Here is a 20,061-nt window from a genome sequence, read left to right on the forward strand (position 1 = left end):
CTCAGTTCGCGCCGCTGGAGCGGATCGCGGTGTTGCCGTTGTTGATGCCGGCCGGGAAGAACCCGCCCGCGGTCACCGAGCGGGGATTGAGGTAGACGATGTTGAGCACCTGCGCCGGCGTACGGCTGAACGCGAGGCCGTTGGTGTCGAGCGGCACGATGTTGGACACCGACTGGCCCGCCATGGTGGTCGCCGAAATGCCCTGATCGAGATCGGTGGTGCCGTCGACCGAATCGCGCAGGTTGGAGATCGCATCGGCGTTGGTGCGCAGCGCCGGCACGGCGACGCCGCGGGCGTAGAGCGCGGTGCGCACGATCGCGGCGTGATACGCCTCGACCGCGAGGATGCCCGCCGCCGCTTCCAGATACGTCTTGTTGTTGATGAGCGCGCCGGCCGCACCCTTGTAGGCGGTGACGCCGACATCCTCGAAGATGAAGGCCGCCTGCAGGAAGCTGTTGTCGTCGGCATAGGCGTCGAAGCCGGTCAGCGGCGGCGTCGTGCTCGATGCTGCGGCGGCGAAGGCACCGCCGGTACCGCTCGAGATGTTGATCTGCGGCTGCGCGGCGGTCAGCGCCGCATTGCCGATCGCGGCGCGCAGGAAGCTGACGTGCGCGACCTCGTCCTGCGCGATTTCGCGCGCATAGGCGGCGATGCCGGCGTCGGAGAAGTTGACCTTGCGCGCCGAACCCGCGCCGGTGCCGGTGATGACCGCGCCCTGCGTGCCGACACCGCCGGTCAGCAAATTGGCGGGCAGGCCGGTGCCGAAGGCGGCATAGCTGTAGAATTGCGCCTCGAGATATTCGAGGTTGAGCGCGAAGTTGAGGACGTCGATCTCGGACGGGCCGGTCGTCTGCGCCTCGGCGGCGCTCGCCAGGCCCATCGTCGCGGCGCCGGCGGCGGTCACCGCGGCCAGGCCCATGGCGTTCTTGAAGAAATCACGGCGTTCGTCACGCCGCCTCACGCGGGCGTCCAGCGCCTCGATGATCTGATCGGTCTGGGTCATCGTCAGCAACCTCCCTCACCTTGTATTCGGAAAATCCGGGAAAGCGGCGCGCCAGGGGACGCACCGGTCACGGTCAACCTGAGGCAGTTACGCGCCGCCCGCGCAAAGGATGCAGCGGCAACAAAAGAAAAAGGGAAGCAGTGGCAAGATGATAGGGCAGGTCCGCTGAAGCGGTTCGAAGGCTGTTGCCTGCGACCCCGAGTATCGTTAGCCCTTGACGCCGTGGTGGGCACCGACACTTCCGAGCTGAATGCTGCGCGTGCGGCGCTGGTCGAGGCGCTGGTCCGCACCGGCGACGAGGACCGCGACGCGTTCCGCACCGTCTATCGTCTGACCTCCGCGAAGCTTTTCGGCATCTGCCTGCGTATCTGCGCCGACCGACAAGGCGCCGAGGACGTGCTGCACGACGTATATCTCACCATCTGGAACCGTGCGGGCGCCTATCAGCCGGGGCGCGCGAGTCCGATCTCGTGGCTGGCGACGATCGCGCGCAACCGGGCGATCGACTGGCGCCGGCGACAGGCGCGCACCCGCGCGGTGGGCGTCGAGGATGCCGAGGCGGTGCCCGACGGCGCGCCGGCGCAGGACGATGCGCTGCTCGCGGTCGAGGCGCATGCGCGGCTGCACCATTGCCTAGAGGGGATCGAGAGCCGCCAGCGTGCCGCGATCCGCAGCGCGTTCTTCGGCGGGCTGACCTATGCCGAACTGGCGGTGCAGGCGGCGGTGCCGCTGGGGACGATGAAGAGCTGGGTGCGGCGCGGGCTGCTGGCGCTCAGGGGGTGCCTCGATGGCGACGCCTGATCCCGATCCCGACATGACCGCCGCCGAACTGGCGCTGGGCGTGCTCGACGGCGACGAACGTGCCGCGGCGTTGCGCCGGCTGGTCGCCGAACCCGGTTTCGCCGCCGAGGTGGAATGGTGGCGCGACCGGCTGGCGGCCTTGTTCGCCGACTGGCCCGCGGTGGCGGCGCCGGCGCATCTGGCGGCGCGGATCGAGGCAACGCTGGACCGCGGCGCGGCGGGTGGCGCGGGCGGTGCGGCCAACGACAACGACCATCGCTGGCGGACGCTGGCGATCCTGGCGAGCATCGCCGCCTGCGTGTTGCTGGCGGTGACGACGCTGCTGATGCTGCGTCCCGCGCCGCTGCCGGTGCGCGTGCCGGTGACCGTCACCACACCGCCGCCGTTGATCGCCGCGATCGCGCCGACCACGAAGGGCGCGCCGATCGCCGCGGCTTACGACCGCGCGAGCGGCGTGGTGCGAATCGCCGGCGGCGTCGACGTGCCCGCCGGACGCTCCGCGGAGGTGTGGGCGATCCGGGGGACGGCGGCGCCACGTTCGCTCGGGCTGCTGCCGGCACGTGGTACGGCGAGGCTTGCCGTCCCGGCGGCACTACGCGGCGCGATGGCGGCGGAGACGGTGCTGGCGATCTCGATCGAGCCGGCGGGCGGCTCGCCCACGGGGCTGCCGACCGGGCCGGTGGTGGCCGCGGGCAAGCTCAGCGGCTGATGGTGGTGCCGGGTCGGGTGAGGCGCGTGACATTGCATCACCTCCCCCGTCACCCCGGACTTGTTCCGGGGTCCACTCCGCGGCGAGGCGCACGGCTCGAGCCTCTTGCCCTATGCCCGCGGCCTGGTGGACCCCGGAACAAGTCCGGGGTGACGACGGGTTTGAGGCCAAGGCAGGACCGTCAGTTCAGAACGTATACGCCAGCCCGACCGCGCCGAGCCACTGGTTGCGCGAGCCCGCGATGCTGACCAGCGGGCTGTCGCCGAAGTCGTTGAGCATGCGGCGATAGGTGCCGCCGGCGACGATCTTGAACCCCTTCAGCAGGTTGCCGGTCAGCGAATAGGTGGCGAGGCCGCCGAGCGTATAGTTCTTCCACCCGCCGCGCGCATTGTAGGTCGGCAGGCCGCTGGCGATCGTCTGCGTCGGGGAGACCGAGAAGTAGGTCGTCGCATAGCCGCGGCCGGCGTGCTCGGCGGAGGCGAAGACGGCGACCGCCGCCTTGGTGCTGAGCGGGGTCAGATAGTTGACGCTCGGCTGCCAGATGCCGCTGTCGTGCGCGCCGGCGACGTCGTGGCGATAGCTGACCGTGACCGACAGTTTGTCGTAGGGGCTGGTGATGACGCCGGTCTTGCCGATGCCGACATAGCCGCCCAGCTCGATCGCGGTATCGACCTTGCCGAGCGCGCGGACGCGGGGGTCGTCGATGCTCTTGAGGCTGTTGCGGTTGAAGTTGACGACGCCGATCGGCCCCGCCTGCACGTCCCACGACGCGCCGGGCTGGTTGGGGATCAGGTCGACGCTGAGGCGGTTGCCGGCGAGCGTGAAGGAAAAGCCCTTGACCGAACCGATCGCGGCGGGCGCGGGCGTCCAGCGATAGTCGTTCGACCCTTCGTAATCGGTCAGGTAGACGCCGGCGGCGCCGACCGTGACCGTGTCGCGGTCGAGGTCGAACTCCGCCGATTTGCCGGCGACCGAACCCGAATTGGGCGGCGCGCCGGCATCCTGCGCGAACGCAGGCGCGGCGAGGATCAGGGCGGGGGCTGCGGCGGCCGCGCAGGCGAGCGGCATCAGGAACGAACGGACCAAAGGGGCAACTCCAAGCATGTTACGTAAGCGTAACGCCATTATGTCCAAAGTTATCCCATCGGCGAGCGTCAGAAGATATAACGCATGTTGATCTGTTGCTGATTTGCATCACTGGTCACCGCGAAGCGTGCGGCGGCGAAGCGCGGCGCGCCGAAGCGGATCACCGGATTGCGTGAGAATCCAAAGCCTTCGCGCGGGATGCCGGCGATCGTGTCGAGCTTGGCGTTGCCGTTCTCGTCATGGATCACCGCCACCGCATATTGGCCGAGCGGCAGCCCGTCGAAGCGCAGCGCGTGCGTGCCCGCGGGCACCGAACGGGTGACGGCATCGGCATCGTCGACGCAGGCAGGGAAATTGGCGGGGTCCGCGGTCAGGCAGACGCGCAGCATGCCCTTGGCCGAGCGCAGATGGCCGACCGAGACGTCAAGCCGCGCGATCGGCGCCGCGCCCAGCACCAGCGCCGCCGCCGGCAGCAGCATCGCCGCGCGGGCCAGCGACCGGGCGGGCGATCGGGCGCCCCGCCGCCTGGGCATGCGTGCGGGCGAAATCGCCGACCCCCCGGTCGGTGCCGCACAGCCGGTCCCAGAAGCGGAAATAAAGCCCATAATTGCATCCATATCGTTCATGATGGCGCTGATGATGGCTCGCCGTGATGAGCCACCCGCCCAATGGCCCGTGCCACATGAACCTCGGGAAAACCTCCCACCCCATGTGGTTGGTCACGCCCATAACCGTCATCACCGCCAGCACGAAGCCCAGAGCGCCGACGTGGATCGGAATGACGAGCACCAGTAGCGGAATTGCCACAGCCCCGGTCACCGCCTCGAGCGGGTGGAACGCCATCGCCGCCCAGGCGGTCGGCGGGCGGCTGGCGTGATGGACGGCGTGCGCGGCCTTGAACACCGCCGGCCGATGCATCCAGCGGTGCGTCCAGTAGAACCACGTATCGTGGAGGACGAGGTACAGCGCCACCGACACGGGCAGATACCACAAGGGATAGGCATGTACGTCGCCATACACTCGCGTCCAGCCATGCGCCTGCCACCCCCAGGCGAGTACGCCGGCGGGGATGCCGTAGATCGCCGCGGAGGCGAGGCTCCATGCGATTTCGCGCCGCACCTGCGCATCGAGCCCGCGGTAGAGGCCGGGATGCTTCGCGCGGGTCGCGACGGCGAACGCGCCCGAGACGAGCAGATAGCGCACGCCGACGATCAGCGTCATCGCGAGCGCGGACAAGGTGACGGCGAGCAGCATGGCCGGCGGTTTAGCGGAATGTGGCGGCGGGGGATATGGGGCGGGGGAACGTGAGGCGGGGGCCTTCACAGACTTCGTCACCCCGGACTTGTTCCGGGGTCCACGGCGCCGCGAGCGGAAGGCAGGCAGCTCAAACCCTTTGCCTCGCCGCGGAGTGGACCCCGGAACAAGTCCGGGGTGACGGGGGGATGGGGGTCAGCGTTCGAGCACCAGTGTCGGGCGGTCGTTGTAGAGCGCCTCGCGGACCTGCTTGTAGCCGAGCTTCGCGGCGAGCTTCAGCGAGGGCGCGTTGGCGGGATCGATGATGCAGGTGGTGCGCGCGATGTCGTGCACCGCCGCCCAGCCGAGCACCGCGACCAGCGCCTCATGCGCATAGCCCCGGCCGTGGACGTGCGGCGCCAGCGTCCAGCCCATTTCCGGCAGCGTGAGCGGCGGGTCGATCGCGCGCCGTGCCTCGATCAGGCCGAGTTCGCCGACGAAGCCGCCGGCATGGTCGCGCACCACCCAGCTGCCGTAGCCGAACGCCTGCCACTGGCCGATCGAGCGAAGGAGGCGGATCCACACCTCCTCCCGCGATCGTGCCGTGCCGCCGATCATCCCGTACACCGCGGGATGCGCCCACATCGCAGCGAGGTCGTCCAGATCGTCCGGGTGATGGGCGGCCAGCGTCAGGCGGTCGGTGCGGAGCGTCGGGGCGGTCATGGCGTTTGTCTTAATCATGGTGGTGTCGGGTGATCCACCTCTTCGCCTGCTTGCTGTCGAGGGGTGTGAGACTCATCGTACTTCGACAGGCTCAGCACGAACGGGGGTTGTTTGAGGTCACCATCCTTGGCCGGATCGCCATTTGCCCGGGCCTATACACGTCCGCGTCTTCCGCGCCTCTGCGCGACCCCATCCTCTCTCCATCCCCGCTACCGACCGAAACCGGTTCTCGCGGGCGTCGCTTTGGGCTAGGCGCGGACGCGATGGGTACGACGATCCCTTGCGACCTGGCGATCGTCGGCGGTGGGCTTGCCGGCGGGCTGATCGCGCTCGCGCTCAAGGCGAAGCGGCCCGACCTCGACATCCGCATCGTCGAGGCCGGCGCGAGCCTGGGCGGCGACCATGTCTGGTCGTTCTTCGGCAGCGACGTCGTGGAGGGCGACCGCTGGCTGGTCGCGCCGCTGGTGGTGCATGGCTGGCGCGGCTATGACGTCGCCTTTCCGCATCTGTCGCGCGACGTCGATGCGACCTATTATTCGCTGACCAGCGAGCGGTTCGACGCGGTGGTGCGGGGCGCGTTGCCCGCGGACGCGGTCATGCTGGGGCGCAAGGTGCTCGCCGCGTCGGCGACCGCGGTGGTGCTCGCCGATGGCGACCGGGTCGAGGCGAAGGGGGTGATCGACGCGCGCGGGCCGGGCGACCTGTCGACGCTCGACCTCGGCTGGCAGAAGTTCGTCGGGCAGGAACTGGCGCTGGCCGCGCCGCACGGGATCGACCGGCCGCGGGTGATGGACGCGACGGTCGAACAGATCGACGGCTATCGCTTCATCTATTGCCTGCCCTTTGGCGAGCGCCGCATGTTCGTCGAGGACACCTATTACAGCGATACCCCCGATCTGGACGGCGCGGCGATCGGCGTGCGCATCGCCGATTATGCGAGGGCGCGCGGCTGGGACGTGACCGGTGTCGTGCGTGGCGAGGCCGGCGTGCTGCCGATCACGCTGGGGGGCGATTTCGACGCCTATTGGCGCTCGACCGGCGGCGGAATCGCCAAGGCGGGGATGCGCGCGGGGCTGTTCCAGCCCGCCACCGGCTATTCGTTGCCCGATGCGGTGCGCCTCGCGGTGCGGCTGGCGGCGGAGAGCGATCTGTCGGGGGCGGCGCTCGCGCGCTTCACCCATGATTACGCCCGCGCGGCGTGGAAACGCGGCGCATTCTACCGCATGCTCGGCGCGATGATGTTCCGCGCGGGCGAACCGGCGGAACGCTGGCGCATCATCGAGCGCTTCTACCGGCTGGACCCGATGCTCATCACCCGCTTCTATGCGGGGCGGTCGAGCCTCAAGGACAAGGCACGCATCCTGACCGGCAAGCCGCCGGTGCCGGTGGGGCGGGCGATCCGGGTCCTCAGAACGACCGCGTGGCGTTGAGCCACCAACGAATGGAACAGGCAATGAAGTCGGCGATCGTCATCGGGGCAGGGTTCGGCGGGCTGGCGCTGGGTATCCGGCTACAATCGGCCGGCGTGGCGACGACGATCGTCGAGGCGCGCGACAAGCCGGGCGGGCGCGCCTATTATTGGGAACGCGACGGCTTCACCTTCGATGCCGGGCCGACGGTCATCACCGATCCCGCCTGCCTGCAGGAATTGTGGGCGCTGACCGGGCGCGACATGGCGGAGGACGTGACCCTCGAGCCGGTCACCCCCTTCTACCGGCTCAACTGGCCCGACGGCACCAATTTCGACTATACCAACGACGAGGCGCTGCTGCATCGCGAGATCGGCAAGCTCGATCCCGCCGATATCGCCGGTTACGCCAAGTTCCTCGAATATGCCGAGGGCGTCTATCACGAGGGGTATGAGAAGCTCGGCCATGTCGCCTTCCTCGACTTCGCGTCGATGGTGAAGGCGGCGCCGGCGCTGGCCAAATACCAGGCGTGGCGGTCGGTCTATTCGATCGTGTCGAAGTTCGTGAAGAACGAGAAACTGCGCGAGGCGCTGTCGTTCCACACGCTGCTGGTCGGCGGCAATCCGATGACGACGAGTGCGATCTATGCGCTGATCCACAAGCTGGAGCGCGACGGGGGCGTGTGGTTCGCGAAAGGCGGGACCAACCGGCTGGTCGCGGGGCTGGTCGCGCAGTTCCAGCGGATCGGCGGCACGCTGCGCTTGGGCGATCCGATCGCGAGCATCGATACGCTCGGCGACCGGGTGACGGGCGTGCGGTGCGAGAGCGGCTGGAGCGCGGAGGCCGATGCGGTCGCGGCGAACAGCGACATCATGCACACCTATCGCGACCTGCTGTCGACGTCGCGCAGCGCGCAGCGGACCAGGGCGTCCCTCGAAAAGAAGCGCTATTCGCCGTCGCTGTTCGTCGTCCATTTCGGCATCAAGGGCGCGTGGCCGGGCATTCCGCACCACATGATCCTGTTCGGCCCGCGTTATAAGGGGCTGCTCGAGGATATCTACGACCATGGCGTGTTGAGCCAGGATTTCTCGCTCTACCTCCACCACCCGACCGTCACCGATCCGTCGATGGCGCCCGAGGGGCATTCGACCTTCTACGCGCTCGCCCCGGTGCCGCACATGGGCAAGTTCCCGGTCGACTGGGACGAGGTCGGGCCCATCTTGGAGAAGCGCATCCTCGACGAGGTCGGGCGGCGGCTGATCCCGGATATCCACGAGCGGATCGTTACCAAGTTCAGCTATGCGCCGAACGACTTCGCTGCCGATCTCAACGCGCACCTGGGCAGCGCGTTCAGCCTGGAGCCGATCCTGACGCAGAGCGCCTGGTTCCGCGTTCACAATCGCGACGACCATATCCCGAACCTGTATTTCGTCGGTGCGGGGACGCATCCGGGGGCGGGTATTCCGGGGGTGGTGGGGAGTGCGAAGGCGACCGCGGCGCTGATGTTGGGTGGGCGGTGACCCACCTCCACCACTTCTTCGTCATTCCCGCGCAGGCGGGAATCCATAGTCGCTGAACGTGGTGATGGAGCCGATGCGTCAGCCAGTATGGATCCCCGCCTGCGCGGGGATGACGAAGGTGGGGAGAGGCTTGGGCTTGGCGTTGCTCCTCTCGCTCGCCTCCTGCGGTGGCCGCGCGGTGAGCGATTTTCCGGTCAAGATCGGGCGGCCGTATAGCGTCCGCGGCGTCACCTACACGCCGGCGCCAGCGCCCGGTTACGACGCCCTGGGGTTCGCCGGCTGGTATGGCGGCGAATCGGGCAATCGTACCGCCAATGGCGAGGCGTTCCGCGCGAAGGCGATCAGCGGCGCGCATACCACGCTGCCGCTGCCGAGCTATGTCGAGGTGACCTCGCTGGAGACCGGTCGGACGATCCTCGTCCGAGTCAACGATCGCGGGCCGTTCGTGGCCGGCCGGATCGTCGATCTGTCGCGCGGTGCCGCCGATCTGCTCGGCATCCGCGCGGTGGGGCAGGCGGCGGTGCGGGTGCGGCGGGTCGACCCGCCCGAGCGCGATCGCGTGGCGCTGCGCAGGGGCAGACCGGCGGCGCCGCGGCCCGATGCGTCGGCGGCGGACCTCGCCGCAATGCGCTACCGCTGGCAGACGAGCCCGCGTTGACCTTGCCGCATGGCGCGCATCGGCGTAGCGGCGGCGCGATGAAACGCCTTGCCATCTATTGCGGCTCCGCCACGCCCGCCGACCCCGTCTATATCGAATCCGCCCGCGCGATCGGGCGCACGCTTGCCGAGCGGGGGATCGGCGTCGTCTATGGCGGCGGGCGGCTGGGGCTGATGGGGGCGATCGCCGACAGCGCATTGGCGGCGGGCGGCGAGGTGATCGGCGTGATCCCGCAGGCGCTGGTCGATGCCGAGGTCGCGCATCGCGGGCTTACCGAATTGCACGTCGTCAGCGGCATGCATGCGCGCAAGGCGGCGTTCACCGATCTGGCCGATGGCTTCGTCACCATCCCCGGCGGTACGGGGACGATGGACGAATTGTGGGAGGCGCTGTCGTGGGCGCAGCTCGGCTATCACGCCGATCCGGTCGGGCTGCTCAACGTCGCGGGCTATTACGATCATCTGATCGCCTTCTGGGAGAAGTCCGCCGAGGTCGGTTTCCTGCGGCCGCAGCATCGCGACCTGCTGATCGTCGATAATACCCTCGACGGGCTGCTGGCGAAGATGGAGCGCCACGTGCCGACGCAGCCGATCGTGCGGATGAAGACGTCTGACCTCTGACGCGATCCCGACGCGCGACGCTATCATTGCGACCGCGCACGAATCGATCGCGCGCGGATCGAAGAGCTTCGCCACGGCGAGCCTGTTGTTCGACCGCGCGACGCGGGAGCGCGCGTGGCTGCTCTATGCCTGGTGCCGTGCCTGCGACGATATCGCCGACGGGCAGGATCACGGCCACGACCTGCGCGTGGTCGAGGACGCGCCGCAGCGGATCGCGGCGATGGCGGCACTGACCGATGCGGCGCTGGCCGGGCAGGTGATCGGCGAGCCGGCGTTCGACGCGCTGCGCATCGTCGCGGCGGAGACGCGGTTGCCGCACCGCTTCGCGCACGATCTGATCCAGGGGTTCCGCCTCGACGGCGACGGCTGGCGGCCGTGGAGCGAGGATGACCTGCTCACCTATTGCTACCATGTCGCCGGCATCGTCGGCTGCATGATGGCGGTGGTGATGGGGGTCTCGCCCGAGGACGAGGCGGTGCTCGACCGCGCGTGCGACCTCGGCATGGCGTTCCAGCTCGCCAATATCGCGCGCGATGTCGACGAGGATGCGCGCGGCGGGCGCTGCTATCTGCCGGGCGCGTGGCTGGCGGAGATGGGGATCGCGACCGACGCGGTGATGGCGCCCGAGCATCGCGGAGCGCTCGCCGTCCTTGCGCGGCGGCTGACCGACCGTGCCGCGCAGTTCGAGGCGAGTGCGTGGATCGGCACGCGCGCGCTGTCGTTCCGGTCGGCCTGGGCGGTGCTGGCGGCGGCGCGGATCTATGGGACGATCGGGCGGAAGGTCGCGGCGCGGGGGGCGGCGGCGTGGAACAGCCGGGTATCGACGTCGAAGACGGAAAAGATCGGCTTCATCGCGCGAGCGGCGTTCGAGGCGCGGGGGCGGCATGAGCTGATCGAGGTGTCGCGTGATCCTGATTTATGGACCCGGCCGCGGGCGTAGCGCGCAGCTGTTCCGTTCGCGCGAAGACGCGAAGAAGGATGGTTCGCGCAGAGGCGCGGAGGACGCAGAGAAGGGCTGGATGCGCGGCAGCGTTTCGTTTCTTTCGTTTCTGCTGCTGCTTGGTGAAAGGCGCCGATGGCGCCGGGTACGCCACCTCCGCGCTCTCTGCGCCTCTGCGCGAACCATCTTCTTGAATAGTCTTCGCGACGATCCTCGCCGATGATGGATGTCGATCCACCAGATCACCGTCGAAGGGCATCGAAACACACCGGTGCTTCGACAGGCTCAGCACGAACGGGTTGAGTGGTTCGACGCCACCCCATCCCACCGTTCAGGCTGAGCCTGTCGAAGCCGGGTTGGGGGCATCACATCCCGACGGAGGTCGTCTCTTCCGTATTCGACGTCGCCTCGGGGACGGTCGTCAGTTCGGGGGCGGGCGCGGCCCCGGCGATCGGGGGCTTGCTCGCCTGCCCAAGGATCGCCGCGCTTTCGATCAGGTCGAGCGCGTGGCGCGCCATCACGTAGCGGTCGGCGGCCTGCATCCAGTTACCGGCATCGCCCGCGCCCGGCAGCCGGGCGACCTCGGCGCGCGCCGCCTCGACCTGCCCGCCCTCGAGCAGCCGCCGCGCGCGCGCCAGCCGGTCGGAGGGGCGCGGGGAGGGCGTGCCCGCCTCGCGCAGCACGACCAGCCCGCCGAGCTCGCGGCGCAGGCTGCGCCACCAGCCGTCGCTGCTGACCGTCGCGATATCGGGGGCGATCGCCTCCAGCCCCTGGCGCAGGTCCTCCAGCGTCACCGGCTGGCGCGCGGCGTCGATGACATAGGCGATCGCGCGGGGCTGTACGGTGCCGAAGCGGGTGCGCAGCTGCTCTTCGAGATAGCCCAGGCCGACGCCGCGATCGAGCGCGCGGCGCGCGGCGAAGGCGACGAGCAGTCCCTCGGCGCGGCCCGCCTGCGCCGCGGCGGCGGCGGCATCGCTGGTCACCGTCGCGGTGCGCGCCTCCAGCGCGGTCAGCTGCCCGGCGAGCGTCGCCTCGCGCGAGGCGAGCGCGGCGGGGTCGAGCGTCGCGTTGACGCGCTCGCCGCTGGCGTTGAGCGGCTGTGCGGGGTTGAAGCTGGTCGGTTCGGGCTGCACCACCTTCGTCGCCGGCGCCGATCCGCCCAGCCATGACACGTTGCGCATCAGATAGACGGTCAGCACCGCACCCGCGACGAACGCCAGCGCGATGATCGCCAGGAACACGCCGGTTCGGGTCCCACGCCTGGCGGTCGCGTCGATCGGCTGGACGTCGGTCATGGCCTCTTATCCCCGCCCCCCGCCGCAGGGTCAATCGCCCGTTCGAGCGCCATGGCACATAGCGCGGCATCGGTCGGCATCGCGGCGGTCAGTGCGAGCGCCCAGCCGTCGCCCGCGGCGGCACGGATCGCGGGGCTCAAGGCAGCGATTCCCGTGGCTTGCCGGGTGTCGGCGACCAGCCCGGCGACTCGCCGTGCGGCGCGAACCGAATGGAGCAGCACGATGCGTCCGCTCGCCAGCGTGGCGAAATCGTGAGGATCGGCGGCGACGTCGGCGCTGGCATAGACGATCGCGGTCGGGTGGCCGCTCGGCATATGCTCCCGGCCGGCGAGATGCAGCGGCCGGTGCAGCCCGGCGCGCGCCGCGGCGGCGAGCGCGTCGGCGATGCCGCCGTCGCCGGTCACCGCGATGCCGAGCCCGGCCGCCTGCGCGACCGCCGCCGTCTCCGCCCCGACCGCGATGACCGGCAGCGTCGCCAGTCGCGCGAGGCCATCGCCCGTGTGGCGCACCGCATTGGCGCTGGTCAGCAACAGCGCGTCGAAGTGCACCGGGTCGGGCACCTCCCACGCCACCGGCGCCGCGGCGAAGAGCGGCAGGCTCGCGACGTCGCCACCACCGCTGCGCAGTCGCGCCACCGTGCGGGTGTTGCCCGGCTCCGGACGGACGACGAGCAGGCCCCAGGAACGGGCGGCGCTCACGGGTTGAACAGGCGCCGCACCACGTCGGGCGCGCGGTCGAGCAGGTCGGCAGCGAGTTCGGCGGCGACGAGCGCGCCGTCGGTGCCCTCGCCATTGCCCTCGACGAACAGGCTGCCGTCCTCGGCGAGCAGTTCGGCGCGCAGCGTCAGCATCTCGCCCGACAGCGCCGCCAGCGCCGCGATCGGCGAATGGCAGTCGCCGCCGAGCCCGGCGAGCAACGCGCGCTCGGCGAGCACGCAGGCGCTGGTCGCGGCATCGTCGATTTTCCCGACGATCGTCGCGGCGCGGGTGTCGTCGCTGCGCACCTCGATCCCCACCGCGCCCTGCGCCGGGGCGGGGAGCATCACGTCGGTTGGGATCGCGCGGCCGATGCCGTCGCGGCCCAGCCGGTCGAGTCCCGCCGCGGCGAGCAGCGTCGCATCCGCCTCGCCCGCCGCCAGCTTGGCGAGCCGCGTGTCGACGTTGCCGCGGAAGATCACGACATTGAGGTCGGGGCGCAGCCGCAGCAATTGCGCGCGCCGCCGCGGCGAGCTGGTGCCGACGACTGCCCCCGCGGCGATCGCGGCGATGCTCTCCGCACCGATCAGCCGGTCGCGCACGTCGGCGCGCGGCAGCATCGCGGCGATGCGGATCGCGGCCGGCCGGATCGTCTCGACGTCCTTCATCGAATGGACCGCGGCGTCGATCTCGTCGTCGAGAAGCGCGCGGTCGAGCTCCTTGGTCCACAGCGCCTTGCCGCCGATCTCGGCGAGCGGGCGGTCCTGCACGCGGTCGCCGGTGGTGCGGATGACGACCAGCGCCACCTCCTCCGCGCGCCAGCCGTGCGCCGCACACAGCGCGTCGCGCACCATCCCCGCCTGCGTCAGCGCCAGCGGCGATCCCCGCGTACCCAGCCTGAAATTGATCGCCATCGTCACTCCCGCGTCACCCTCACCCTATCGTCGCCTTCGGGACCCCATGAAAGTAGGACTTTCATGGGAACCCTGCGGCGCCTCTTCCCTCTCCCGATGGGAGAGGGAGGGAGCGGCAAAGCCGCGGAAGGGTGAGGGTGACATGAACCCTGTGCCCGCCCATGGCCGAAACCGGGGCCCTTCGACAACCTCCGGCAACGGGAGTAAGGACGCGAAGATGCCCCCCCGGATCATCCTCGGCCTCGAATCCTCGTGCGACGAGACCGCCGCCGCACTCGTCACCAGCGACCGTCAGGTGCTGAGCCACCGCCTCGCGGGGCAGGAGGCAGCGCACGCGCCGTTCGGCGGCGTCGTCCCCGAAATCGCCGCGCGCGCGCATGTCGAGGCGCTCGAGCCGCTGGTCGCGGCGGCGCTCGCCGATGCGGGCCTGCGGCTCGATCAGGTCGATGCGATCGCCGCCACCGCCGGCCCGGGGCTGATCGGCGGGGTCATGGTGGGCCTCGTCACCGGCAAGGCGCTCGCGCATGCCGCGGGCAAGCCGCTGGTCGCGGTCAACCATCTTGAGGGCCATGCGCTCAGCCCGCGGCTGTCCGATCCCGATCTGCAATTCCCCTATCTGCTGCTGCTCGTCTCGGGCGGACATTGCCAGCTGCTGCTGGTCGAGGGGGTCGCGCGCTATCGCCGGCTCGCGACGACGATCGACGACGCTGCGGGCGAGGCGTTCGACAAGACCGCCAAGCTGCTCGGCCTCGGCTTTCCCGGCGGGCCGAAGGTGGAACAGGCCGCCGCACTCGGCCGCGCGATCGTGCCGCTGCCGCGGCCGCTGAAGGGATCGAGCGAACCGCATTTCTCCTTCGCCGGCCTCAAGAGCGCGGTCGCGCGCGCGGTCGGCCATCACGCACCCGAGGATATCGCCGCCTCGTTCCAGGCGGCGGTGGTCGATTGCCTGATCGACCGGACGCGACGCGGCATCGCGGGAATCGAGGCGACCGCGCTGGTCGTCGCCGGCGGCGTCGCCGCGAACGGCGCGGTGCGCGCGGCGTTGCAGGAGCTCGCCACCGCCAACGGCCTGCGCTTCGTCGCGCCGCCCTTGTGGCTGTGCACCGACAATGCCGCGATGATCGCCTGGGCGGGGGCGGAGCGCTTCGCCGCGGGGCTGACCGATCCGCTCGACACGCCGGCGCGGGCGCGCTGGCCGCTCGATCCTGACGCGGAAGCGGTGCGTGGTGCGGGGGTGAAGGCATGACCTCCCGCACACCGTTCGCCCCGAGTTCGTCGAGGGATCGGAGTGCCAATGCCCTTCGGCAGGCTCAGGGCGAACGGCAGGGATGGTCGGATCATCTGGGGAGCAAGGCATGAAGATCGGCGTCATCGGCGGCGGCGCGTGGGGCACCGCGCTCGCGCAGGTCGCGGCGCATCGCGGCGAGCACGTCACGCTCTGGGCGCGCGAGCCGGAGGTGGTCGAGGGGATCAACGGAGCCCATGAGAACCGCCTGTTCCTGGCGGGCGTACCGCTGTCGCCGTCGATCCGCGCGACCGCCGACTTCGCCGATCTGGCGACCAGCGACGCGCTGCTCGTCGTCGCGCCGGCGCAGCATGTCCGCGGCGTGCTGGCGCAAATCGACGTCGGTACCCGCCCGCTGGTGCTGTGCGCCAAGGGGATCGAGGCGGGCACCCGTAGCCTCGTCGGCGAGGTCGCGCGGCAGGTGCATCCGCAGGCCCCCGTCGCGGTGCTCTCCGGCCCGACCTTCGCGCATGAGGTGGCGGCGGGCTTGCCCACCGCGGTGACGCTGGCGGTCGCCGACGAGGCGCTCGGCTCGGCGCTGTCGGAGCGGCTCGCCGCGCCGCATTTCCGGCCCTATGCCAGCCGCGACGTCGTGGGTGCGGAGATCGGCGGCGCGGTCAAGAACGTGCTCGCGATCGCCTGCGGCGTGGTCGAGGGTGCCGGCCTGGGCCAGAATGCGCGCGCGGCACTGATCGCGCGCGGTTTCGCCGAGATGACGCGCTTCGGCCTCGCCCGCGGCGCGCGCGCGGAAACGCTGGCCGGCCTGTCCGGGCTGGGCGACCTCGTCCTCACCTGTTCGTCGACCAGCAGCCGCAATTTCTCGCTCGGGCTGGGATTGGGGCAAGGCAGGGCGGCCGCCGAATTGCTCGCCGATCGCCGCACCGTGGCGGAGGGTGCCTTCACCGCCCCCGTGCTCCGCGAGGCGGCAGCGGAGGCAGACGTCGATATGCCCGTCACCGCCGCGGTCTGCCGCCTGCTGGAGGGCGCGCCGGTGCGTGAGGTGATCGACGCGCTGTTGGCGCGGCCGTTGCGGCAGGAAGTGTGATTTCACGCGAAGACGCTAAGGCGCGAAGAGAAAGTGGATTCACGCGGAGACGCGGAGGCGCGGAGAAGAAGAAGAATATGCGCGCAGAGGCGCAGAGATGTTGTCATTGACGCGAAGCGTCTAGTCAGCCTCATGGCGGAAGCACTGAAGCCGCTGACGCGGCATGCTCTTCTTCTCCGCGCCTCCGCGTCTCCGCGTGAACAAACCTTCTTCTCTTCGCGTCTTCGCGTCTTCGCGTGAAAATCAAAGCTACCTTGCCAGTTCACGCCACCCGATGTCGCGCCGGCAGAAGCCATCCGCGAAGTCGATCGCATCCACCCCGCGATACGCCGCATCACGCGCCGACCGGATATCCGAACCGGTCGCCGTCACCGCCAACACCCGCCCGCCGGCCGCGACGAGCGTATCGCCATCCCGCCGCGTGCCCGCCTGGAACACGGTCGCGCCGGTTGCTTCCGCCGCGTCGATGCCGCGGATCGCACCGCCGACCCTGGGCGTACCGGGATAGCCCGCCGCCGCCAGCACCACCGTCATCGCGACTTCGTCCGAAAAGTCCGCCGCGGGCAGGTCCGCGAGCCGCCCCTGCGCCACCGCCAGCATCACCGCGAGCAGGTCGCCGCGGAAACGCGCCATCAGCACCTGGCATTCGGGATCGCCGAACCGCGCATTATATTCGATCAGCTTGGGGCCCGTCGCGGTCAGCATCAGCCCGGCGTAGAGCACCCCGCTGAACGGCGTGCCCTCGTCGGCCAGCGCCTTGACCGTCGGCGCGACGATCTCGTCGATCGCACGCCGTTCCAGCGCCGGGGTGAGCACCGGCGCCGGACTGTACGCGCCCATGCCGCCGGTGTTGGGGCCGGTGTCGCCCTCGCCGACGCGCTTGTGGTCCTGCGCGCTGCCGAACGGGAGCAGCGTGACGCCGTCGGTCAGCACGAACAGGCTCGCCTCCTCGCCGTCGAGGAACTCCTCGAGCACCACCGGCGCGTCGCCAGCCTCGAACATCGTGTCGAACGCCGCGGCGGCTTCGGCCTCGCTGATCGCGATCACCACGCCCTTGCCCGCGGCGAGGCCGTCCGCCTTGATGACCACCGGATAGCTGAAGGTGCTCGCCAGCGCCGCCTCCGCCTCCGCCCGGTTGTTCACCCGGACATAGCCCGCGGTCGGAATGTCGGCACGGCGGCACAGGTCCTTGGTGAAGCCCTTCGACCCCTCCAGCTGCGCCGCCGCCTTGCCGGGTCCGAACACCGGCACGTCCGCCGCGCGCAAACTGTCGGCGAGGCCATCGACCAGCGGCGCCTCCGGCCCGATCACCACCAGCCCGATGGCGTGTCCCTGCACGAAGGCGACCACCGCGGCATGATCCGTCGCGTCCAGCGCGACGCACGTCGCATGCGCTGCGATGCCGGGGTTGCCAGGCGCGGCATAGAGCGTATCGAGGGCAGGCGATTGCGCCAGTTTCCACGCCAGAGCGTGTTCGCGGCCGCCTGATCCCAGCAGCAGGACGTTCATGCCAGAGTTCCTATCCGATACCGATGACGCCCGGCTGCTAGCCGAGGAGCGCCCCGGCGACAACGCGCTCGCCATGTCGGTCGGCGAACTCAGCTTCAAGCTGAAGCGGATGGTCGAGGGCGAATTCGGCCACGTCCGCCTGCGCGGCGAGATATCGGGCTACAAGCGCGCGACCTCGGGCCACGTCTACCTTGCGCTGAAGGACGACAGCGCGGTGATCGACGGCGTGATGTGGAAGGGCGCGGCGAACGCACTCGCCTTCGCGGCGCAGGACGGGATCGAGGTGATCGCCACCGGCAAGCTCACCACCTATCCCGGGCGCTCCAAATACCAGATCGTCATCGAACGGATGGAGCTCGCCGGCGCCGGCGCGCTGATGGCGCTGTTCGAGAAACTGAAGGCCAAGCTCGCCGGCGAGGGGCTGTTCGAGGCCTCGCGCAAGCAGCGCCTGCCATACCTGCCGCAGACGATCGGCGTCGTCACCTCGCCGACCGGCGCGGTGATCCGCGACATCCTCCACCGGCTCGAGGACCGCTGCCCGACGCATGTCCTCGTCTGGCCGGTCAAGGTGCAGGGGCAGGGCGCGGCGGAGGAGATCGCCGCGGCGGTGCGCGGCTTCGATGCCATGCCCGTAGACGGCCCGGTGCGGCGCCCCGACCTCGTCATCGTCGCGCGCGGCGGCGGGTCGATCGAGGATCTGTGGGCGTTCAACGAAGAGGTCGTCGTCCGCGCCGTCGCCGATTGCCGCATCCCGATCATCTCCGCGGTCGGGCACGAGACCGACACGACCTTGTGCGACTTCGCCGCCGACCTGCGCGCGCCGACTCCGACCGCGGCGGCGGAGCTGGCGGTGCCGGTGCTCGCCGACCTGCGCTATACGATCCAGAGCCATGCCTCGCGCACGCAGCGCTGCGCCAACCGCTATGTCGAGCGCGGCCGCGAGCAGCTGACCGGTCTCGCCCGGCTCCTGCCCAGGCGCGACGCGTTGCTCGGGCCGCAGCGCCAGCGCGCCGACGATGCCGGCCAGCGGCTCGACCGCGGGCTCGAACGGCGCGTGACGCTGGCGCGCGGCCAGCTCGACCGCTCCGCCGGTGCGCTGCGCCCGGCGGTGCTGCAGCAGCAGGTCGACCGCAACCGTGACCGGCTGGCGGCGACGTGGCGGCTGGTGCAGTCGCTCAACCCCGATGCGGTGCTCGACCGCGGCTATGCCCGCGTCACCGCGCGCGGTGGCGCGACGCTGTCCTCGGCGGCAGCGGTGCGCGACGCGGGCGCGGTGACGCTTCGCTTCCGCGACGGCAGCGTCGATGCGACCGTCGGCGATCGTGCGCCCGAACCGGCGCCGCCGGCGAAGGTTGAGCGCAAGCCGGCGCGCGCCTATGTCGCCCCCAAGCCCGACCAGCCGACGCTGCTCTGACACGGACACTTGACGATGCTCGTTTCCAATTCCGATCGCCCGGCGCGGCTCCATTACATGGCCAACGGCTTTCGCGTGCTCAGCCCCGGCGACCATGTCGTCTGCGGCGTCAGCGGCGCGCGCATCCCGCTCGACGGCCTGCGCTACTGGAGCGTCGCGCGGCAGGAGGCCTATGCCAGCGCGCACCTCGCCAGCGAGGCGCTCCGCCCGCGATGAAGGCCGCGCTGCTGCCGCTCGCGCTCGTCCTGGGCAGCGTCGCCGCCGCTCCGCAGACCCCGCCGGTCGCCGCGACCGCATTCCGCTGGACCGGCACGCCGACGCAGGGCGGGCTGATCGCCGGCACCGCGCCCGCCGGCAGCATCGCCGTCACGCTCGACGGCCAGCCGCTAACGCTCGCCGCCGGCCAGTTCGTCGCCGGCTTCGACCGTGACGCCGGCCCCGCCGCGCGGCTCGAAGCGACGCTCGCCGATGGCCGCCGCATCGTTCAGCCGCTCGCCGTCGCCCCGCGCGCGTGGCGGATCGAGCGGCTGAACACGCTGCCGCGCTTTCCCGTCCCCGATCCGGTGATGGCGCAACGCCGCCCCGGCGAACTCGCGCAGATCGCCGCCGCCCGCGCGCAGGCGACCGACGCGACCGGCTGGCGCCAGCGCTTCGTCTGGCCCGCGACCGGGCGCATCTCCGGCCTGTTCGGCGCGCAACGCATCTATCGCGGCGAACCGGGCGCCTATCATTCGGGCACCGACATCGCGCTGCCGACCGGCGCGCCGGTGGTGGCGCCGGCCGACGGCGTGGTGGTCCTCGCCGCCACCGCGCCCTTCACACTGGAGGGCAACCTCCTGATGATCGACCATGGCATGGGCCTCAACAGCGCCTTCCTCCACCTGTCGCGTATCGACGTGCGGCCCGGCGACCACGTCCGCCAGGGCCAGCCGATCGGCGCGGTCGGCATGACCGGCCGCGCGACGGGGCCGCACCTGCACTGGAGCCTGCGCTGGCGCGACGCCCGGCTCGACCCGCTGCTGGTGGCGGGGGCGATGCCGGAACGGTGACACGCTGCCCGTCGAACGGGCAGTTCGTGCTGCGGTGCCGCAAAATCGGGCCGGAACATCGACCGCCAAGTGGAAACAAGGGCAACGGTTGTGTCATTTTGGCGACACCCGATCACAAACGGGCATCGGGCCGGAATGACAGGTTTACAGTCA

Annotated in this window: 21 protein-coding genes; 12 read left to right on the top strand and 9 right to left on the bottom strand. The window is 70.5% G+C overall.

Translation table 11 applies throughout. The annotated features are described in order from the left end of the window. Position 1: 1 nt before the first annotated feature. Positions 2-1,003, bottom strand: coding sequence for a ferritin-like domain-containing protein (locus M9979_RS14270; RefSeq protein ID WP_254290030.1), 1,002 nt, complete (start codon positions 1,001-1,003; stop codon positions 2-4). 225 nt (positions 1,004-1,228) lie between these two features. Here M9979_RS14270 and M9979_RS14275 point away from each other — a divergent pair, with 225 nt between their 5' ends. Further along, positions 1,229-1,804, top strand: a complete 576-nt coding sequence (locus tag M9979_RS14275; RefSeq protein ID WP_254290031.1) for a sigma-70 family RNA polymerase sigma factor — start codon at positions 1,229-1,231, stop codon at positions 1,802-1,804. Further along, positions 1,791-2,513 (top strand): anti-sigma factor, encoded by a 723-nt coding sequence (locus tag M9979_RS14280; RefSeq protein ID WP_254290032.1) that lies wholly within the window; start codon positions 1,791-1,793, stop codon positions 2,511-2,513. The genes M9979_RS14275 and M9979_RS14280 overlap by 14 nt, the downstream gene beginning before the upstream one ends. A gap of 186 nt (positions 2,514-2,699) precedes the next feature. On the opposite strand, the gene M9979_RS14285 is transcribed toward M9979_RS14280, so the two are convergent. The 4 genes from M9979_RS14285 to M9979_RS14300 all read right to left on the bottom strand — a co-directional run bounded on the left by M9979_RS14285 (position 2,700) and on the right by M9979_RS14300 (position 5,555). Further along, positions 2,700-3,581 (bottom strand): MipA/OmpV family protein, encoded by an 882-nt coding sequence (locus tag M9979_RS14285; protein ID WP_254290075.1) that lies wholly within the window; start codon positions 3,579-3,581, stop codon positions 2,700-2,702. A gap of 86 nt (positions 3,582-3,667) precedes the next feature. Beyond that, complete coding sequence (locus tag M9979_RS14290; protein ID WP_254290033.1) at positions 3,668-4,078, bottom strand: DUF2141 domain-containing protein; 411 nt, start codon at positions 4,076-4,078, stop codon at positions 3,668-3,670. Beyond that, positions 4,023-4,853: a sterol desaturase family protein gene (locus tag M9979_RS14295; protein WP_254290034.1), complete on the bottom strand. Its 831-nt coding sequence runs from the start codon at positions 4,851-4,853 to the stop codon at positions 4,023-4,025. The genes M9979_RS14290 and M9979_RS14295 overlap by 56 nt, the downstream gene beginning before the upstream one ends. 195 nt (positions 4,854-5,048) lie before the next feature. Continuing rightward, positions 5,049-5,555, bottom strand: a complete 507-nt coding sequence (locus M9979_RS14300) for a GNAT family N-acetyltransferase (protein ID WP_254290035.1) — start codon at positions 5,553-5,555, stop codon at positions 5,049-5,051. Between the two features lie 263 nt (positions 5,556-5,818). On the opposite strand from M9979_RS14300, the gene crtY reads away from it, so the two are divergent. The 5 genes from crtY (at position 5,819) to M9979_RS14325 (ending at position 10,702) form a co-directional block, all read left to right on the top strand. Then, positions 5,819-6,985 (top strand): lycopene beta-cyclase CrtY, encoded by a 1,167-nt coding sequence (gene crtY / locus M9979_RS14305; protein WP_254290036.1) that lies wholly within the window; start codon positions 5,819-5,821, stop codon positions 6,983-6,985. 23 nt (positions 6,986-7,008) lie between these two features. Next, positions 7,009-8,484, top strand: coding sequence for a phytoene desaturase (locus tag M9979_RS14310; protein ID WP_254290037.1), 1,476 nt, complete (start codon positions 7,009-7,011; stop codon positions 8,482-8,484). 109 nt (positions 8,485-8,593) lie between these two features. Then, on the top strand, positions 8,594-9,142 hold the full coding sequence (locus M9979_RS14315) for a septal ring lytic transglycosylase RlpA family protein (RefSeq protein WP_254290076.1): 549 nt from the start codon (positions 8,594-8,596) through the stop codon (positions 9,140-9,142). Positions 9,143-9,180: 38 nt separating this feature from the next. Beyond that, on the top strand, positions 9,181-9,762 hold the full coding sequence (locus M9979_RS14320; RefSeq protein WP_254290038.1) for an LOG family protein: 582 nt from the start codon (positions 9,181-9,183) through the stop codon (positions 9,760-9,762). Continuing rightward, complete coding sequence (locus tag M9979_RS14325; protein WP_254290077.1) at positions 9,752-10,702, top strand: phytoene/squalene synthase family protein; 951 nt, start codon at positions 9,752-9,754, stop codon at positions 10,700-10,702. Before M9979_RS14320 ends, M9979_RS14325 begins: the two co-directional genes overlap by 11 nt. A 365-nt stretch (positions 10,703-11,067) precedes the next feature. Here the strand turns inward: M9979_RS14325 and M9979_RS14330 are convergent, their stop codons facing one another. Genes M9979_RS14330 through hemC form a run of 3 tightly spaced genes read right to left on the bottom strand, consistent with a single transcriptional unit; the run spans position 11,068 to position 13,606 of the window. Next, positions 11,068-11,997 (bottom strand): hypothetical protein, encoded by a 930-nt coding sequence (locus M9979_RS14330; RefSeq protein WP_254290039.1) that lies wholly within the window; start codon positions 11,995-11,997, stop codon positions 11,068-11,070. Further along, positions 11,994-12,695: a uroporphyrinogen-III synthase gene (locus M9979_RS14335; protein WP_254290040.1), complete on the bottom strand. Its 702-nt coding sequence runs from the start codon at positions 12,693-12,695 to the stop codon at positions 11,994-11,996. The genes M9979_RS14330 and M9979_RS14335 overlap by 4 nt, the downstream gene beginning before the upstream one ends. Beyond that, the gene (hemC, locus tag M9979_RS14340; RefSeq protein WP_254290041.1) at positions 12,692-13,606 is read right to left on the bottom strand and encodes a hydroxymethylbilane synthase; all 915 of its coding nucleotides are present in this window, start codon (positions 13,604-13,606) and stop codon (positions 12,692-12,694) included. The genes M9979_RS14335 and hemC overlap by 4 nt, the downstream gene beginning before the upstream one ends. Positions 13,607-13,823: 217 nt before the next feature. Between hemC and tsaD the strand changes: the two genes are divergently transcribed. After that, entirely contained in the window at positions 13,824-14,852 is a 1,029-nt protein-coding gene (gene tsaD / locus M9979_RS14345; RefSeq protein ID WP_254290042.1) for a tRNA (adenosine(37)-N6)-threonylcarbamoyltransferase complex transferase subunit TsaD, read from the top strand. Between the two features lie 109 nt (positions 14,853-14,961). Continuing rightward, the gene (locus tag M9979_RS14350) at positions 14,962-15,936 is read left to right on the top strand and encodes an NAD(P)H-dependent glycerol-3-phosphate dehydrogenase (RefSeq protein WP_254290043.1); all 975 of its coding nucleotides are present in this window, start codon (positions 14,962-14,964) and stop codon (positions 15,934-15,936) included. A 249-nt stretch (positions 15,937-16,185) separates the two neighbouring features. On the opposite strand, the gene purD is transcribed toward M9979_RS14350, so the two are convergent. After that, a complete protein-coding gene (purD, locus tag M9979_RS14355; protein ID WP_254290044.1) occupies positions 16,186-17,445 on the bottom strand; it encodes a phosphoribosylamine--glycine ligase in 1,260 nt (419 codons plus the stop codon). Between purD and xseA the strand changes: the two genes are divergently transcribed. The 3 genes from xseA to M9979_RS14370 are packed head-to-tail and all read left to right on the top strand — an operon-like array spanning position 17,444 to position 19,908. Beyond that, on the top strand, positions 17,444-18,859 hold the full coding sequence (gene xseA, locus M9979_RS14360; protein ID WP_254290045.1) for an exodeoxyribonuclease VII large subunit: 1,416 nt from the start codon (positions 17,444-17,446) through the stop codon (positions 18,857-18,859). The genes purD and xseA overlap by 2 nt on opposite strands. 15 nt (positions 18,860-18,874) lie before the next feature. Further along, positions 18,875-19,075: a DUF2093 domain-containing protein gene (locus M9979_RS14365; protein ID WP_254290046.1), complete on the top strand. Its 201-nt coding sequence runs from the start codon at positions 18,875-18,877 to the stop codon at positions 19,073-19,075. Further along, on the top strand, positions 19,072-19,908 hold the full coding sequence (locus M9979_RS14370; RefSeq protein WP_254290047.1) for a M23 family metallopeptidase: 837 nt from the start codon (positions 19,072-19,074) through the stop codon (positions 19,906-19,908). The genes M9979_RS14365 and M9979_RS14370 overlap by 4 nt, the downstream gene beginning before the upstream one ends. The last annotated feature ends 153 nt before the right edge of the window (positions 19,909-20,061 follow it).

The sequence above is a fragment of the Sphingomonas liriopis genome (assembly GCF_024211255.1).
GTDB lineage: Bacteria > Pseudomonadota > Alphaproteobacteria > Sphingomonadales > Sphingomonadaceae > Sphingomonas > Sphingomonas liriopis.